General features: G+C 55.2%; 12 protein-coding genes and 2 pseudogenes. 1 reads left to right on the forward strand and 13 read right to left on the reverse strand.

The features are described 5' to 3' along the window. From CAY82_RS13335 to tssI, 13 genes and pseudogenes are all read right to left on the reverse strand, one after another. Positions 1–1900, reverse strand: a 1900-nt coding sequence (locus CAY82_RS13335; protein ID WP_170931073.1) for a DUF6531 domain-containing protein, incomplete at its 3' end; no start/stop codon positions are given. Positions 1901–2003: 103 nt separating this feature from the next. Beyond that, entirely contained in the window at positions 2004–2807 is an 804-nt protein-coding gene (locus tag CAY82_RS13340) for a hypothetical protein (RefSeq protein ID WP_087501619.1), read from the reverse strand. Positions 2808–2929: 122 nt separating this feature from the next. Beyond that, the gene (locus CAY82_RS13345; protein ID WP_087501620.1) at positions 2930–3208 is read right to left on the reverse strand and encodes a hypothetical protein; all 279 of its coding nucleotides are present in this window, start codon (positions 3206–3208) and stop codon (positions 2930–2932) included. Between the two features lie 130 nt (positions 3209–3338). Further along, the gene (locus CAY82_RS13350) at positions 3339–3980 is read right to left on the reverse strand and encodes a hypothetical protein (RefSeq protein ID WP_170931074.1); all 642 of its coding nucleotides are present in this window, start codon (positions 3978–3980) and stop codon (positions 3339–3341) included. Beyond that, complete coding sequence (locus CAY82_RS27270) at positions 3977–4354, reverse strand: AHH domain-containing protein (RefSeq protein ID WP_368681556.1); 378 nt, start codon at positions 4352–4354, stop codon at positions 3977–3979. Before CAY82_RS27270 ends, CAY82_RS13350 begins: the two co-directional genes overlap by 4 nt. A gap of 27 nt (positions 4355–4381) precedes the next feature. Next, positions 4382–6037 (reverse strand): annotated as a pseudogene (locus tag CAY82_RS13355) (RHS repeat-associated core domain-containing protein); the annotation flags it as partial. 153 nt (positions 6038–6190) lie between these two features. Continuing rightward, entirely contained in the window at positions 6191–6772 is a 582-nt protein-coding gene (locus CAY82_RS13360; RefSeq protein ID WP_087501622.1) for a hypothetical protein, read from the reverse strand. Between the two features lie 192 nt (positions 6773–6964). Next, positions 6965–8585, reverse strand: a pseudogene (locus CAY82_RS27075) (RHS repeat-associated core domain-containing protein); the annotation flags it as partial. A gap of 129 nt (positions 8586–8714) precedes the next feature. Then, positions 8715–9245 (reverse strand): DUF4303 domain-containing protein, encoded by a 531-nt coding sequence (locus CAY82_RS13375; RefSeq protein WP_087501624.1) that lies wholly within the window; start codon positions 9243–9245, stop codon positions 8715–8717. A 13-nt stretch (positions 9246–9258) separates the two neighbouring features. Continuing rightward, a complete protein-coding gene (locus CAY82_RS13380) occupies positions 9259–13455 on the reverse strand; it encodes an RHS repeat-associated core domain-containing protein (protein ID WP_087501625.1) in 4197 nt (1398 codons plus the stop codon). Positions 13456–13459: 4 nt separating this feature from the next. Next, positions 13460–13921, reverse strand: a complete 462-nt coding sequence (locus tag CAY82_RS13385) for a DcrB-related protein (RefSeq protein WP_087501626.1) — start codon at positions 13919–13921, stop codon at positions 13460–13462. 40 nt (positions 13922–13961) lie between these two features. Further along, the gene (locus tag CAY82_RS13390; RefSeq protein ID WP_170931075.1) at positions 13962–14546 is read right to left on the reverse strand and encodes a hypothetical protein; all 585 of its coding nucleotides are present in this window, start codon (positions 14544–14546) and stop codon (positions 13962–13964) included. A gap of 11 nt (positions 14547–14557) precedes the next feature. After that, positions 14558–16408: a type VI secretion system tip protein TssI/VgrG gene (gene tssI, locus CAY82_RS13395; protein ID WP_087501628.1), complete on the reverse strand. Its 1851-nt coding sequence runs from the start codon at positions 16406–16408 to the stop codon at positions 14558–14560. Positions 16409–16679: 271 nt separating this feature from the next. Between tssI and CAY82_RS13400 the strand changes: the two genes are divergently transcribed. Next, on the forward strand, positions 16680–17696 hold the full coding sequence (locus tag CAY82_RS13400; protein ID WP_087501629.1) for a hypothetical protein: 1017 nt from the start codon (positions 16680–16682) through the stop codon (positions 17694–17696).

Consider the following 17696-nt stretch of genomic DNA (forward strand, 5'->3'; position numbering starts at 1 on the left):
TGTTCCACCACAGGTACTTGGACTTGTAAGTTGCATCGATGATGGTATGCGGCAGGCCGTCATCGCTGTTCAGGTACTCGGTCATCTGGCCGAGGGCATCGAATTCGGCGAGCAGGTTGCCCTTGTCGTCGTAGCGCGCTCGCCAGGTGCTGCCGTCCGGATAGCTGACCTGGGTCACCAGCGTGGTCAGGTGGTGATATTCGTAGGTGGTCTTGCGGCCCAGCGGGTCGGTTTCTTCCAGCAGGCGGGCGTATTCATCGTACTTGAAGGCGAGCCGGTTGCCGTCCGCCAAGCTCAGGCCAACCATGTTACCCTGCTCGTCCAGCTCGATGGCGTAGCGTTCGCCACCGTAGTCACGGCTGGCGAGTACGCGGTGGTCGGCGTTGTACTGCACTTCCAGCTCGCGACCGAGCACGTCGGTGGCCCAGCTGGTGCGGGCGTCGAGGTCGTAGCGGAAGTGGTAGTGCTCGCCATCGCTGGTCCAGTGCTCGACCACGCGCGGCTTGTCGCCGAGGGTTTCCCAACGGTAGTGGCAGCCCAGGCCCAGCGCGTTGCTGTGGGTCACCATCAGTCCTTCGGCGTAGCTGAAGCTGCGCACGGTGTCGCCGTTGCGGTTGATCACCGCACTCAGCTGGCCGTGTTCGTCGTAGCGGTACTGGGTGAGCGTTTCCACCGCCTGGTTGTTCACCACGCGCTTGATGTCGGTCAGGCGACCGAGCGGGTTGTCGTAGTGCAGGTGCACGCGGGTGCCGCCGGTGGCGCTGATGTCGGTCAGCGTGCCGTCTGGCGTACGGGTGAAATGCAGGAAGTGACCGAGGGCGTTTTCGATGCGTTGCAGCGGCACTTCGCTGTTGGTGTCCGGCACTTCGCCGAAGTAGAAGAACAGGTTGTCGAGGGTTTGCAGGATGTAGTGGCCGCCCTCGGTGCACACCAGGTACACCTGTTCGTGCGGGTTGTAGATGCGCTGGCCCGGCTGCAGGGTCACGAACGGCACTTCGCGGCCCTGGTTGTCGGTAAGGTAGATGAACGAGCCCTGCCGGCGCAGGCTCTGCTCCCAGGGCAGTACCCAGCCGCGGCCGAGCATGCTGTCGACAGTCAGGTCGCTGGCGTAGAAGCGCGACCACTCGATCGGCATCAGGCCAGGCAGGCTGAAGTCGATTTCATCGGGGATCAGTTTGCGGCCGGTGGTGAGGTCGACCGGGTTGCCGACCAGGCCGCCGATGGCCCTGCGGGCGACGGGTTCGACCACGTAGCGGCTGGCCACCTCGCCGGCGACGAAGCCGGCGGTGAACTTCAGGGCGCAAGGCATGACGGCTTTCATGCCGGCCTGGGTACCCGCCTTGATCAGCTGGGCGATACCGCCTGCGGCACCGGCGATAGCCATCAGCACATCCACGGTGGTGCGCAGCCACTCTGGCACTTCATCGTCCACGGGCAGGTAACGGTAGGTGCCACCGCCGATGATGACGTTGTCCGAGCCACCGGAAATGGTCGCGCCGCAGGTCAGCTTGTCGCCCTTGCGAGCAGCCGCGACGCTGTTGATGAAGACGTTGGTCGAGCCTTCGGCAATCTGCACCGGCCCCGGGTGCTTGTCGCAGGCACCGATGCTTTTTTCGACGCGAGCGGCCTTGCGGCTGTTGATGAACACGTTGGGTGAGGCAGTGGTTATCGTCCCTGAGGGGGACGAGAACATACTGCCTATCGCCTCTCCGGCGGCGGTCAGCAAGCTGCCCCCGATACCGGCTGCGAGGCCGGCCAGCAAGGCCACGCCGAACCCGCAGGTGAAGGTGGCGATGGCCACCGTGGCCACCAGCGCAATGCCCAGGGCGGCCCCGATCAGGAAGCCCCCCAGCGCGCTGGTATGCGATATCTCGTCGCCGAACCTGGCCGCTTCGAACATGAGGGGTTACTCCTGTTCGCCAGGCTCGGCGCTGGTTACGGACGGGGCTCGTGGGGTGAAGCTGGCCAGCAAGTTGTCCCAGTCCTGTTATACAGATGGCAAATTAAGGAATCTTTTTTGTCGACGCCTTCGTAGCAGTTGCTTTCCAAGACAATAACAAACCTAATTTCCCAAACTTCTCATTAATGGCATTAAGGCTCTCCGCCTGAACCACCCAGACAAATATCGATTCGGAAACTCTCTCTAGCACACCGTTATTTCGATCTTGAAGAATCCAGTCCCCCAATTTCACTCCTGACACATCCAGCTCGAGATGAGAAGCATTGAGAAGATTGACTTCATAAACCATGCGAAGAAGCCCCCCCTTATATCTCTCCTGACCACCATGTCGACCAGGCACCTCTTTTTTGAATACCCCGGAGTTCTCAAACGGATAAATCGAGATAAAATTCTCTCCCGCGGCATAATTAAAACCCTTGCTTACACTCGCGCACTGGTAAGCAATACCATAGAACGAAGACTCAGGCGACTCCCGAACAATCTCCTTGAGAAAATCGACATAGGAATCAAACGAGGATCGCTCACTGCTTGATTGAGCATCTATATGAGGAAAATTTGAGAAGCTGTCGGTATTATAACCATAAGACGCATACCACGGAACTACACCATTACTCTCATTGTAAAGCCTGAAAGAAGACACGGAGCCGGCAGCAATTTTTTCAGCTAGATCTCCCAGCGACACCTCGACTAAGTCATGATCACCAAGGTGGTCACCATCAGAAAGGTACTCGTAGTACGCAGCGCCCGTGATCGGCAAATTAACAAATGAGAAATATGCCATTCCCAGCTTCAAAGCCAACTCAGGCGAAATATTTTCAGTACCATATAAAGCCATTGCCAAGCACATAAAGCACCTATATACCCGAAATAAAATCGTCCAGTATAGCTTTCATATCAGATGCACTATACGGATGTTTCAGACCTACAACCTCCCCTCGATTACTGCTTGGCAAATTGTTCATGGCAGAATTATTTCGAGAGGTCAGGGTGGGTAGTTTTTCCCATGTCCGCCAGTGAACCGGTATCGCGGCTGCGCAACTGCCCGTTGGCTTCGTACTCGTACTTGATCTCGCCACGCAGTTTGTCCAGCGTGCGCACCAGTTCACCCGCCGGGTCGTACTGGTAACGGCGGTGAATCGGGTTGTAGGCATGCTCCACCAGCAACGAGGTATTGATACCGGTGTTGTGCACCTGCGAGAGCTTGTCGGCCGGCAAATTCGAGGCAAACTGCCAGGCCTTGCGCTCCATCGCGTCATAACCGAAGCAGCTGGTGAGCTTGCCCTAGGTGCGGTAGACCTCACGGTGCAGGTCGTCACATTCCATGTCGCTGAGCACCGGAATCCGTAAGCAATCGGAGCCTACTTATCCCTCAACCTTACTAAAGGTCATCAAATTCCGCCCAAGGATCATACCTATAGGTTTCATCCACCGGAGCAAATGAGATCCCTTTAAGAAGGGTCGCTGCTGCTTTAAATCGGTCACTACAAAACAGCTGCAGCGTTTCCTGACAGCGAAAAACATCACTTTTAACACCAGCGGAAATTACAAATGAATCAATCCTGCTAACACTCACCTCGCCCGGGAACAATGGACTGTTGACAACTTCCCCCGTCTCTAGATCCTTCGCCAATTCATATACGGAGCAATACTTATCGAGAGCCGGCAAACTTTCCCCGGGAAGAAATATAAAAAAATCGTCCTTTCTAATTTTATCGCCAAGCGAGATCTCAAGCGGAATGGCTCTATACTTGGAACCAAACAAGTCGCAAACATCTAAAAACTTGCGTGAAACATACGTCGCACCGACATGATAGAAATCGAAATCCAATGAATCGACGTCCATTTCCAATCCTGAAAGGCTAAGGCGATATTTATTTCTTATCTCCAGCCTTTCAGGATCTAGTTCGTACGGAGACCACTCAAACCTTTCGCAATTAAAGAAGCCAGCCAAACTAATTGGACATCCGTCATCTGACGAGTCATAGTGCATTACATAATATTTTTTTTCATTCAGACTCATAGCAATCGCCCCGTAACCGCATCCACAACGAACTTATTAGCTTCAAGCCCTTCTCTGGCAAAATTTTGTATCTTCCCAATGCCTAGAGCCAACTGAGTATCGGACAGAACTCCGGCCTCAAAGAAATCATTCAATCTAGAAACTTTAGACTCAATCGCTGCGGTATACTGCCCATGGTTTGACCAATGACCAGGAAGATCTATACGCTGAGTTAGATTTTTGCTACCAGGCAAAAAGATCCCATTCGATGCCCCGTCCCCATTGAAACCCATAGACTTAAGCCTGTCAAACATCCTAGCATATTGTGGATTACTGAGAACCTCCTCTGGAATAAGATGATGGTTCGCCATTCCATCTCCTTTCCTCGCCCCCATATTATTACCCAGTTTCGTCGAACACCATCCCAGCGGGTCAATTTCCTGAACAGGATTAATAGTGTACGAGTAGATATTTATTCCGCCTGCCAGTCCTATTGGATCCTGCGAGAGGAATCGCCCGATCTCACAGTCAAAGAATCTAAATGTGTTGTAATGAAGTCCAGTTTCGTCATCAAAGTATTGGCCTTGGAAACGAAGATTCTGCTTGACCTCATTAACGGTTAGATGCTCAACCGCCCCCCACGAGCGATACGTCGCCTGCCAAACCATCTTGCCATTGCTGTCCGTCAGCTCCAACGGCGTGCCAATCTGGTCAGTATGGAAGTAATAGACCTTCTGCTCTTCCCCTTCCGCCTGATCGACCCGCGCCAACGGCACATAGCTGCCCGGCTCATACAGGTACAGGATGCTCTGCCCCGGCGTCTCCTCCCGCAGCATTCTCAGCCCTTGCCAGAGGAAGCGCTTCTGTTCGACTTCGCCGTTGATCTCCGCCTGCTTGGCCACCCGCCGCCCCAGGCTGTCGTAGCGATACTCGCCTCGGCTCTCCAGCTTGCCATTGACCAACGTTTCAGCCCGTACCAGCCGGTTCTCGCAGTCATAGCTAAAGTTCTGCAGCTTGCTATGCCCCGAGCGCTTCTCGATCAGGTTGCCCCACGGATCGTAGCGGTACTCCTGATCCCGCCACTGTTTGATCCGGTTGTCCTTGACCTTGTCGAACTGCCGCGCGTTGAAGTCCAGACGGTTGGCCGCCGCGTCGTAGCGGAATTCCTCGCTACCCACCAGTGAGCCGGTATCGCGGCTGCGCAACTGGCCGTTAGCTTCGTACTCGTACTTGATCTCGCCACGCAGCCTGTCGAGCGTGCGCACCAGTTCACCCGCCGGGTCGTACTGATAGCGACGGTGAATCGGGTTATACGCATGCTCCACCAGCAACGAGGTATTGATACCGGTGTTGTGCACCTGCGAGAGCTTGTCGGCCGGCAAGTTCGAGGCAAACTGCCAGGCCTTGCGCCCCATGGCGTCATAACCGAAGCAGCTGGTGAGCTTGCCCTGGGTCCGGTACACCTCGCGGTGCAGGTCATCGCGCTCCATATCACTGATAACCTGGCCATCCAGGTTCAGCTGGTGCAGGTGGCCACTGCCGTAGTACAGGTGGTTGACCTTGCGACCGTCTGGCAGGCTCAGGGTGGTCAGGTTGCCGAGCGGGTCGTACTCGTAGCCGAGCGTGCCGTCAGGGGTGACTTCTTTGGTCAGCCGCCCCAGCAGATCGTAGGTGTACTCCAGCTTCTCTTCCGTGATCCCTAGCTGCTTGCCGATCCCGGTCGGCTGCCGCTCGATGCTCAGCAACCGGTCGCCGTCGTCGTACGCGAAGGTCTGGCTCGCATCGCGGTTGATCTTGGCGACCAGCCGGCCAATGGCATCGCGCTCGAACAGCGTATGACGTTCCGGGCGTTCGGCGTTTTCACCGTAGCCAATCTCATCCAGTCGGGTCAGATGGCCACCGACGTTGTAGCTGAAACGCCGGGTCAGGTTATCCACCCGCACTTCTTCAGTCAGCCGGTCCGAGGCGTCGTAGGCAAAGCTGTACGTGGCGTTGTTCTCGTTGACAAGCGCCGTCAGGCGCAGCGCCTTGTCGTATTCATAGCGAACCCACTCGCCCTTGGCATCCTGACGGCTGCTTGTGATTGCCCAGTTCGATCAGTTGGAAATGAGACGACTGAGGCACAGCAGGCAGCCATCACAAACCGGAATGTTAAAGAACCTTATGCTATTGAATTGTTTTTTGGCCAAGCACTAAAAACCGCAAGAAGCAAAATACAACCCAACCAAGAATCAGCCCCAAGGGGCATAAATGAAATCGCCATCAATTTTCGTGAACTCTAGCCCTGCAAGATTTCTCTCCAAGTAACCGCGCTTGAATTCTGAAGAGCAGACCATTTGCTTTATCTCCTCACAATAAAAAAGATCCTCTTCAATACCCCCCCTTATAACGAACTTCTCGATCCTATCATAAACCACAGGCATGCCTTGGCGCTCGCTCTCAGGCCTTAACAGCCCCTCATCCATGAGAACTAATTTGGATTTGTCCACATCTAGAATTGAACATCTGCTCTGGACAAAGAACAGACTATAACCCTTACTTACCTCACGCCCTTTGCGCAACTCAATCGCCAAAGGCACACTAAAATATTTGCAATTATACAACTCACAAAAATTCACAAAATCTAAAGACACGATGTATTGTTCAAAGAAAGCATCGCCATAAAATACATCCAGATCAATTTTAGCTTGATATGCATCTGCAAACATATCTCTACTGGGACTCTCTAAAACCTGATTAAATTCCGGCAGCTTAGGCGTCCATTCAATATCAAAAAAAAGCGGAACCCCATGATATTCATCAGCATTAATCATATAAAACTCTTTCATAACACCTCACAACAACCTACCCGAAACAGGATCGATTTTAAATAGACCATTCTGAAGACCCGATCTTGCCCAATCCTGAATATTTTTTATACCCAAAATTAGTTGTGTATCACTCAATTGAGGAGCCAGCTTGTTAAGCTCAAGTAACTTTTTACCTACTGCAGTCGTATACGCATCATGACTTGTCCAATGCCCAGGCAAATCTATATACTGAACGTTTTTCTTGTCCGGCAAAAAAATTCCGTTTGATGCACCATCACCATCAAAACCCAAACCCTTTAAACGCTTAAACATAGACCCAAATATAGGCTTATTCATCAATTGCTCAGGTATGAGATGGTGATTAGCCATCCCATCACCTGTTCTATGTCCCATATTTTGACCTAGCTTAGTAGAACACCATCCCAGCGGATCAATTTCCAAGGTAGGGTTTGCAGCGTACAAGTAAATATTAATTCCACCTGCAAGCCCTATCGGATCTTGCGACAGAAACCGTCCTACCTCAGCGTCGTAGAAACGGAACGTATTGTAGTGAAGCCCTGTTTCAGAATCGAAATATTGCCCCTGAAAGCGCAGATTTTGTTCGACCTCATCGACAGTCAGTTGCTCTATCGAACCCCACGATCGATACGTCGCCTGCCAAACGATCTTCCCATCACTGTCCGTCAACTCCAGCGGCGTACCGATCTGATCCGTATGGAAGTAGTAGACCTTCTGCTCCTCCCCTTCCACCTGATCAACCCGCGCCAACGCCGCATAGCTGCCCGGCTCATACAGGTACAGGATGCTCTGCCCCGGCGTCTTCTCTCGCAACATCCTCAACCCTTGCCAGAGGAAGCGCTTCTGTTCGACTTCGCCGTTGATCTCCGCCTGCTTGGCTATTCGCCGCCCCAGGCTGTCGTAACGGTAGTGCCCGGTACTCTCCAGCTTTCCGTTGACCAATGTCTCCGCCCGCACCAGCCGGTTCTCGCAGTCATAGCTAAAGCTCTGCAGCTTGCTGTGCCCCGAGCGCTTCTCGATCAGGTTGCCCCACGGATCGTAGCGGTACTCCTGATCCCGCCACTGTTTGATCCGGTTGTCCTTGACCTTGTCGAACTGCCGCGCATTGAAGTCCAGCCGGTTGGCCGCCGCGTCGTAGCGGAACTCCTCGCTGCCCACCAGCGAGCCGGTATCGCGGCTGCGCAACTGCCCGTTGGCTTCGTACTCGTATTTGATCTCACCCCGCAGCTTGTCCAGCGTGCGCACCAGTTCACCTGCCGGGTCGTACTGGTAACGGCGGTGAATCGGGTTATACGCATGCTCCACCAGCAACGAGGTATTGATACCGGTGTTGTGCACCTGCGAGAGCTTGTCGGCCGGCAAGTTCGAGGCAAACTGCCAGGCCTTGCGCCCCATCGCGTCATAGCCAAAGCAGCTGGTGAGCTTGCCCTGGGTCCGGTACACCTCACGGTGTAGGTCGTCACGCTCCATGTCGCTGATCACCTGACCGTCCAGGTTCAGTTGGTGCAGATGCCCACTGCCGTAGTACAGGTGGTTGACCTTGCGACCATCCGGCAGGGTCAATGTGGTCAGGTTGCTGAGCGGGTCGTATTCATAGTCTAGTGCGCCCCCCGGGGGTCAGCTCCTGCGTCAGTCGTCCGAGCAGGTCGTAGCTGTAGCTCAATGTCTCTTCGGTGATGCCCAACTGCTTGCCCGCACTGCTCGGCTGGCGTTGAATGCACAGCAGCCGATCGGCATCGTCGTATTCGAAATCCTGTCGGGCATCGCGGTTGACCTTGGCCATCAGCCGGCCAATGGCATAAGATTATCAATAATTCAACGTAGATCAGTTATCGAAAACCCAGTTGAGATACATACAACCGGGATTTCTGAAAAAGATCAGCTCACACAATCAAATTCAATAAACTCCTCACATAAGAACCTACATTTAAACCTCAAATCTATTCACAAAGCTTTCATATGTCGACTGGGAGTTAATCACTCTAGCCGTTTCGTTTTCAACATGCTCAGCCGTCTCATCATCTGTAACGGTGACAAATAAAACTGGCTCTTGCACAGCAAATGACTTAAAACAATCACTTTGCCGCAAAGCACGCAGAACATTCGTCATTGCTGCATAAAGTTTTTTCCTGAAATCCGCAATATTAGAACGCTCCACATCTTCCCTTAGCGCTTTACAGGCGCTCTTGAATAACTCGCCGCGCCAAGCCTCATACTTCCACTCTGAAGTCGCCCATGTGTAATACTGACGAGAATCGTCCCGATCCTCCTCATCTTCCTCCAAGAGTTTACGCTCCAGCGCCTCGTGAGAGTTAGCGGCGAAGGCGATAGTCATGGCACTACTATCGGTATATAACGAAAAAGCATAAAACCTTTCGTCTGAATGTTCAGCTTGCAAAGCTTCGAGCGCCTGTACTACAAGCTTAAAAACTTCCGCCTCAAACCCATTCCAATTCATTATCAACCCCTTATTACCCACCGAATACTTCAAAGCCGATTTTTTGTAACTCACCCTTCATTGCTGAAACCGCCTTATTGAAGGGTAAATCTTGCGCCATAATAGCTCTGTCTGCAGCTTCAAGCTTACTAGCAACTAATTTTGCATTCGCAATTGTGTGTCCTTGGTTCTCCGCCCACATCATCGCAGATGTATCATGCACAGGATCAATTTTGTACTTGTCCAGCACGGCCCTACTACGTTCGAGTGCTCTTTGCATGCCTGGGGAGCGCGCGAAGTCTCCCTTGAAAACGATATGGTGAGCATGCGGTCGCTCCATTGTAGCAGGAGGGCGAGTCCCCGTTTGACGAGCATAGTAAGCCCCCCAATCTTTACCAGCACATAGCCCCCATGCATCAGTCCAAACAATGGGGTTGTTAGCGTACTGGTAGAAATTAAAACCACCAAGTAAACCAATCGGATCTTGGCTTACAAATCGCCCGACCTCTGGATCGTAGTATCTGAAAGTATTGTAGTGCAGCCCCGTCTCACCATCAAAATACTGACCTTGGAACCGTAGGTTTTGCTCGACATTCTTGACCGGCAGACTATCTATCGCACCCCATGATCGATACGTCGCCTGCCAAACGATCTTGCCATCACTGTCCGTCAGCTCCAGCGGCGTACCAATCTGGTCCGTATGGAAGTAATAAAGCTTCTGCTCCTCCCCTTCCGCCTGATCGACCCGCGCCAACGGCGCATAGCTGCCCGGCTCGTACAGGTACAGGATGCTCTGCCCCGGCGTCTCCTCCCGCAGCATCCGCAAGCCCTGCCAGAGGAAGCGCTTCTGCTCGACTTCGCCGTTGATTTCCGCCTGCTTGGCTATTCGCCGCCCCAGGCTGTCGCAACGGTAGTGCCCGGTACTCTCCAGCTTGCCATTGACCAGCGTCTCCGCCCGCACCAGCCGGTTCTCGCAGTCATAGCTAAAGCTCTGCAGCTTGCTGTGCCCCGAGCGCTTCTCGATCAGGTTGCCCCACGGATCGTAGCGGTACTCCTGATCCCGCCACTGTTTGATCCGGTTGTCCTTGACCTTGGCAAACTGCCGCGCATTGAAATCCAGCCGGTTGGCTGCTGCGTCGTAGCGAAACTCCTCGCTGCCCACAAGCGAGCCGGTATCACGGCTGCGCAATTGGCCGTTGGCTTCGTACTCGTACTTGATCTCGCCACGCAGCTTGTCCAGCGTGCGCACCAATTCACCTGCCGGGTCGTACTGATAGCGACGGTGGATCGGGTTGTACGCATGCTCCACCAGCAATGAGGTATTGATACCTGTGTTGTGCACCTGCGAGAGCTTGTCGGCCGGCAAGTTCGAGGCAAACTGCCAGGCCTTGCGTCCCATCGCGTCATAACCGAAGCAACTGGTGAGCTTGCCCTGGGTGCGGTACACCTCGCGGTGCAGGTCATCACGCTCCATGTCGCTGATCACCTGGCCATCCAGGTTCAGCTGATGCAGGTGGCCGCTGCCGTAATACAGGTGGTTGAGCTTGCGGCCATCCGGCAGGGTCAGCGTGGTCAGGTTGCTGAGAGCATCATACTCGTAGTCCAGCGCACCGCTCGGGCTCAGTTCCTGTGTCAGTCGCCCCAGCAGGTCATAGCTGTAACAGAGCTTTTCATCGGTGATGCCCAGCTGTTTGCCAGTAGCAGTTGGCTGGCGCTGAATGCTCAGCAAGCGGTCAGCATCGTCGTAGGCGAAGTCTTGCCGCGCATCGCGGTTGACCTTGGCCAGTAAACGGCCAATAGCGTCGCGCTCGAACAGCGTGCTGCGTTCGGGGCGCTCTCCGCTTTCGCCGTAGCCGATTTCGTCCAGCCGGACCAGATGCCCGCCAGCGTCGTAGCTGAAGCGTCGGGTCAAATTGTCGACCCGCACTTCTTCGCTCAAGCGGTCCGATGCGTCGTAGGCGAAGCGGTACGCCGCGCTGTTCTCGTTGACCAGTGCAGTCAGACGCAGCGCCTTGTCGTATTCATAGCGAACCCACTCGCCCTTGGCATCCTGACGGCTGCTCGGCAGACCACGTGAAGTGCGTTGCAGGCGTGTGGTCTGGCCTTTGCCATCGGTGTGGGTCAACACCTGGCCGAGGGTATTGTAGGTAAAGGTCTCCGCAGTGCCGTCCGGGTGGTCGATGCGTAGCACTTCGCCATCCGGTTTACGTTCCAGCGTGGTGGTCTGGTTCAGTGCATCGGTCACTGCAATGAGGTGCTGACGCTCGTCATAACGGTAGTAAGTGCTTTTGCCGGAGCAGTCCTGGAAACGTTCGATCTGGGCATAGGCATTCCACCACAGATACTTGGACTTGAAGTTGGCATCGATGATCGTGTGCGGTAGGCCGTCGTCACTGTTGAAGTACTGGGTCTTGTGGCCCAGCGGGTCGATCTCGGTGATCAGGTTGCCTTTGTCGTCGTAACGAGACTGCCAGACGCTGCCGTCGGGGAAGCGGGTTTCGGTGACCAGTGGCGTGGCGAGGTGATACTTGTAGCTGATCTTGCGGCCCAGTGGGTCGGTTTCCTCGATCAGCCGAGAGAATTCGTCGTACTTGAGCGCCAAGTGATTGCCATCGGGAAGATCGATGCCGATCAGATTCCCGGTGGCGTCGAAATCCATACCGTAGCGCTCACCACCGAAGTCGCGGCTGGCGATGACGCGGTTGTCCTCATTGTACTGGATCTCCAGTTCACGGCCCAGCACGTCGGTTGCCCAACTGGTGCGTTTGGCAGGATCGTAACGGAAGTGATAATGCTCGCCGTCGCTTGTCCAGTGCTCGACCACACGCGGCTTCCCATTCTGGGATTCCCAACGGTACTCGCAGATCAGGCCCAAGGCATTGCTGTGCCGGGTCATTAGGTGATCTGCGTAGCTGAAATGACGAACAGAATCGCCATTGCGGTTGATCACTTCAGTGAGCTGACCATTATCGTCATAGCGGTAACGCACCAGCGTTTCGACAGCGGTGTCATCGACCACGCGCTTGACGTCCGTCAAACGCCCGAGCGGGTTGTCATAGTGAAGGTGAACACGCACTGCTCCTGGCGCAGTGATGTCCGTAAGCCGTCCGTCGGCACTGTAGGTAAAGTGCAGGTAATGGCCCAGCGCATTTTCCAAACGCTGCAAAGGCACATGGGTATTGCCGTCCGGCACGTCACCAAAGTAGAAGAACTGGTTGTCGAGTGTCTGCAGAAGGTAGTGGCCGCCCTCGGTACGCACGAGGTAGATTCGCTCGTTGGGGTTGTAGATACTTTCGCCAGGCTCCAGATCGACGAATGGGACGCTGCGGCCCTGGTTGTCAGTCAGATAGACGAACCCACCACTACGACGCAGGCTTTGCTCCCAAGGCAGTATCCAGCCCTGGCCCAGAGCACTTTCGGCGGTAAGGTCGCTGGCATAAAAACGCGACCACTCGATTGGCATCAGGCCAGGCAGTACAAAGTCTGTTTCATTGACCAGCAGCTTGCGGCCGGTGGTCATGTCCACCGGGTTACCGGTAAAGCCTTCGATCGCCCGCCCTACAGCCGGGCCGATGATGAAGCGCCCGGCGAGGTAGCTTGCTGCAATGGTAGCGCCAGTCTGAAGTGCACACGGGCCAGCGGCCTTGAGGCCGGCCTGAAGCCCCAGGCGACCGACCGCCAGTACCGACCGCCCCATCGAGGCAACGATCATCAACACATCGACCGTGACGCGCAGCCATTCCGGAACCTCATCGTCGACAGGCAAGTACCGCTGAGTACCGCCACCGATGTAGACGTTGTTCGAACCGCCCGAAATCTTTGCGCCACATGTCAGCTTGTCACCTTTGCGGGCCGCTGCAACGCCATTGATGAATACGTTGGTGGAGCCTTCTGCAACCAGTACCGGCGCCGGATGCTTGTCACATTTGGCGGTACTCAAAGTGGCGTGGGCCGCATTGCGATTGTTGATGAATACGTCTGTCGAACAACCGGGTAGCTCTATCTGTCCAGCGGGCGAACTGAACATCGAGCCTATCTTCTCCCCCAACATCGGCAGCATGCCGGCACCAATGCCGATCAATGCCCCCAGCAAGAAGCCGCCGAGGCCGGCGGTGCAGATAGTGAAGGCAGCAGCCGTAGCGATTGCCAGGCCAATCACTGCGCCAGCAAGAAAACCTGCCAGGGCACTGGTGTGTTCAATCTCGTCGTGCAGCCGCGCAGCCTCGAACATAGGTTCAACCCTGCGTGGTGTTTTCTGGGGAGCTTGGTTGGCGTGGTTCGAAGCTGTTCAACAGCCCAAGCCAACTGTCGTTCTGCTTGCCATTGAAGTCGGCCTGACTGGTCGTGGAGAAAACCAGAATGCGCCCAGGCGCGACCTCGAAAGCCGCCTGCCGTTGATAGACCGGCCTGCCATCCTTGAGGTAGTAGCCATCGACCTGAATACCTGCCTGGGGCTGGCTGGAAGACAGGCTGGCTGGCTTCTTGCCGAGGATGGTGTAGCCGCGCAATTTGGATGCGATCAACTTCACCTGTCGCTCGATATAGGCTTTGAGGTCCTCGCCAGGCATCAGGTTGTCACGCGAGAGCGTAATGTTCAGCGGAGCTGGGATACTGTCCCCCAGGATAAACATGTTGACCGTGCGATCCTGGAAGCCTTCCGGCAACTTGATAGATCCTTCCTGCAGCTGATAGTCCATTGTCTGAGTGTTCCATGAAAACGTGAAAAGGATATGAGCCTTACTGAGCGGTCACTCCGGCCAGCATGGCGTCGAATGCGATCAGCCAATCGGCCAGTTGCGATTGGTCCGGGTTGATTACCGTAGACACATTCAGCCATTGCCGTTTGTTGCCGTCTGCCGAAGCGATAATCATGCACACGGCACGGCCGTGACGGCGCTCCTGGCCTGCGTTGAACTGGTAGTCGAGGCTGATTGCCGGGTGGCCAGCCAACAAGGCTTCCGCTTGACGCACCAGGGTCAATTCTGCATGGCGCTCGCGCAGTTTTTTAATAAACAACTCGACCGCATTATTAATTTCAAGACCCTCAGGGGCAGGGCGGCGGCGAGCGCTGAATTGTACATTGCAACCGGCAAACTCCAGCGTTGTCTCGATATCACGAAAAGCGAAACCTTGAGGCATCAACAAATTCAAGCCGGCAATACGCAGTGCGTTCTGCTCTGCATCCATTGGTAGTTGCGGCGGCGGCGCAACCTCTAGCGTAGCTTGCCCTGCAATGCGTGCTTCCTCGGCCTGTTGCCGGGCAAGCGCCTCAGCGGCCTCTCGCCTCTGCGAGAGCCTGTCGTAGATATTTCCCCTGATCATCACGCTACGCCCTACTCGTTGATGTCGACCCGGTCACCTTTGACAAAGGTGTTCTTGCCCAGAATGTCGATGCTGTCTGCTTCGATGGTGATGCCATCCGGTTTGAGGGTTATCTTGCTAGTGCCGACTTGCAGCAGGATGCTCTCTTTGGCGCTCACCTGGATGAACTTGTTATCCACCTGCAAGGTGTAAGCCCCCTCCTTGACGTTCACCACCGTATCTTTCTTGATAATTTCCGTGTGCGCCCCACCTACCGTAATCGTCCGGTTGTTCCCCACATCATGGGTTTCATCCAGCTCGATCTCGGTATCCATGTTGCGCTCGGCATGCATGATGATCTGCTCGGCGCCAGCCTTGTCCTCGAAGCGGAAGAAGTTGGCGGTACCGCCGTCGCCCTTCATCGACCGGGTCAGGAAGCCACTCTGGGTCTTGTTCGCCGGCAGCGACCATGGCGGGGTGTTGGTGCTGTTGTACAGGCTGCCCATGATCAGCGGGCGGTCGGGGTTGCCATCGAGGAACACCACCACCACTTCGTCGCCCACGCGTGGGATCTGGATGCTGCCGAAGCCACCGCTGGCACCAGATTGGGCGACGCGTACCCAGCAGGAGCTCTGGTCGTTGAACTCGCCGTTGCGGTCCCAGTGGAACTGTAACTTCACCCGGCCCAGTTCATCGGTGTAGATCTCTTCGCCGGGGGGGCCGACGATGATGGCAGTCTGCGGCCCGCTGATGCCCGCCCTAGGCGTGTTCAATGCAGGGCGGAACGGAATTTTCCGGCGAATGCAGCTGAAGCTGTTGCGGTAGCCCGCCTCACCGTCGTTGGTGTAGTTGTTCTGCCCCCAGTGGGTAACCGAAAGCAGCAGAAACTGTCGGTCATCCGGGGCGTCATTGTCGTGATCGTAATGCTGACTCAATTCAAAGTAGTAGCCAGGCTCCATGACGCGACAGTTGCTCTCGCCATGGAAGGTCTTGCCGTCCACTTCCATCGCCTCCAGCCGACGCCGCGCCTTGCGCACGCCTTCATCGGCATCGGCGTAGCCGTAGAGACCTTCGTATTCGAAGACTTCATACTGGCCGACCTCGCCCTGCTGGTTGACGGAATTCAACTGCACCAGGTGTGGGTTGCCCGGTTGCTTGTAGTCGAACGATTTCAAGGCCAGGCGCGTTGGTTGCATCCGCCGCGCCGAAGACCATTTGGTGATCGAGTCTGCGGTTTCGGTGACTGAAGCACTGTGGTAACGAATCAGCGGTTGGCGCTCCAGCTGCGGAAGCATGCTGCTGTCATCGCTGATGATCATGCGATGGCCTTCCTGGGAGTGCTCGAAGGTGAAAAACAGCCCTTCTTGCTCGAGCAGGCGCAACACGAAGTTCAGGTCCGACTCCTGGTACTGGGTGCAGTAGCTGATCGGTTTGAGCGGTTGGCTCAGACGAAACTCGTAATCGGCCAGGGTCAGGTAGTACGCAAAGACGTCCTTGACGATCTGCTCGGTGGTCTTGTCCTGGAATATCCGCGAATCGCGGCGACGGCTGAGGATCCATATCCACGGCACGAGTTCGGCAGTGTAATTGGCAATGCCGCCGTCGGCACCAGCATGGACGAAGTCCGACACGTGCGCGCTGATGTAGCGTGTGCTGCCATCAGCCAGGGCGATCCCTACCGTCACTTTCTTGCCGATGAGCTTCTTGAGCTCGATGCGCGCATCCTGAGAGATAAGCTGCACCTGGAAACTGAACAGCTCCGAAATCCCCTCGCGGCCGCTGAAGCTCAGCAGTTGCAGTTCTTGTTCGGGCGGCAGCGGCGAGTCGAAGGTAAACAGACGTTGATGCTGCGTGAGGATCGATTCGAGGGCGTCCGTAATCATGTCAATGCATCCTGCATCAAGCTGGAAATCTTGCAATGAAAACGCGCTTAAAAGAGGCTGTCAAATGATAGCGATACGCCAGATGCCATCAAGCTGACGTCAAAAATACTTCTACGGGAAGCAGTATCGCGGGCTGTAGAGCAGCAGGCGGTTTTTTGGTTAATTGCATCGTATTGTGTCCATCGGTTTGATCAGTCGGTCATCGGGGGTGTACGCTCCTTGCGCTCAGCCGAGAGGCAATACACTGCGAATTTCAGGGAGAAGAATCGCCATGAGCGTGAGTGAAAACCAACTCAGCCAACTGGACCGGGAGATGGACCAGAATCACCGGGAGATGGTGATCATGTCGATCGAGGACTTTCAGGCACAAGCGCAGTTCGCCCAGAGAACTCACGGTGCAACGCAGGCTCCACAAGTGTGCACACGCACCCAGGGCGACATGCTGACCGGCACCTGGCAGAGCGTGAAATCCACCTACAACGGCCTGCCCCACACCTTCGTCAATACGACCTGGGGCGTGCCCACGGCCATGGCCGCATGGGACATGAAAAATACTGCCGGTTTCATTCGCGACATGAACGGGCTGGGCACAAAGGTGCGCTACACCATACGCAACGGCAAGCAGTACGTGATCCTCACCGGCTACCCAGGCCTGCGCAAGACGCTAAATGCTCCCCGTTATGGCATCCAGAACGCCAAGCTGGTCAGCATGGGCATCGGCAAATACGGTGTGCGCGGTTCGTCGATCAAAGGCTTCAAGCTTTCGTGTTATGTGGCGGTAGCCATCGAAGTCGCAGAATGGGTATTTGCCGACGAGCATGTGATGAGCGACCTGTTTGGCGGTATTGGCGTTGAGCTGATCAAAGCCGGTATAGCTTCGGCGATCGGGTATGCTTTCGGGCTGGCCATTGGCTCAATGGCCACTTTCGCCGCCGCACCCGTCATCCTGGGGGCTGCCGTTGTATTCGCAGTTGGCGTTGGGCTTAACGAGCTTGATGTCCGCTATGGAATAAAAAACTCGGTTAAAGCGGGCCTTCGGTATGCCGTGGACCAAATTGAATATTTGGGCCAGCAGGCCATGCAGATTAGTACCAAGGACTTGCAAAAATACGCAGAGAAACAAATCACCAATATTGCTAGCGAGGTGGCAGACACTCTCTATAACGAGGCCAAGCGCTGGGCACTGCAAAAACTTCAGCCAGGAGACCTCAATCTGCCTGGATGGCCTACTGTGCCTGAACTTCCCTCTATGCCCTCACTCCCGACGTTCAACTTTCCAAAGTTTTAA

It is taken from the genome of Pseudomonas sp. SID14000, assembly GCF_002165135.1.
GTDB lineage: Bacteria > Pseudomonadota > Gammaproteobacteria > Pseudomonadales > Pseudomonadaceae > Aquipseudomonas.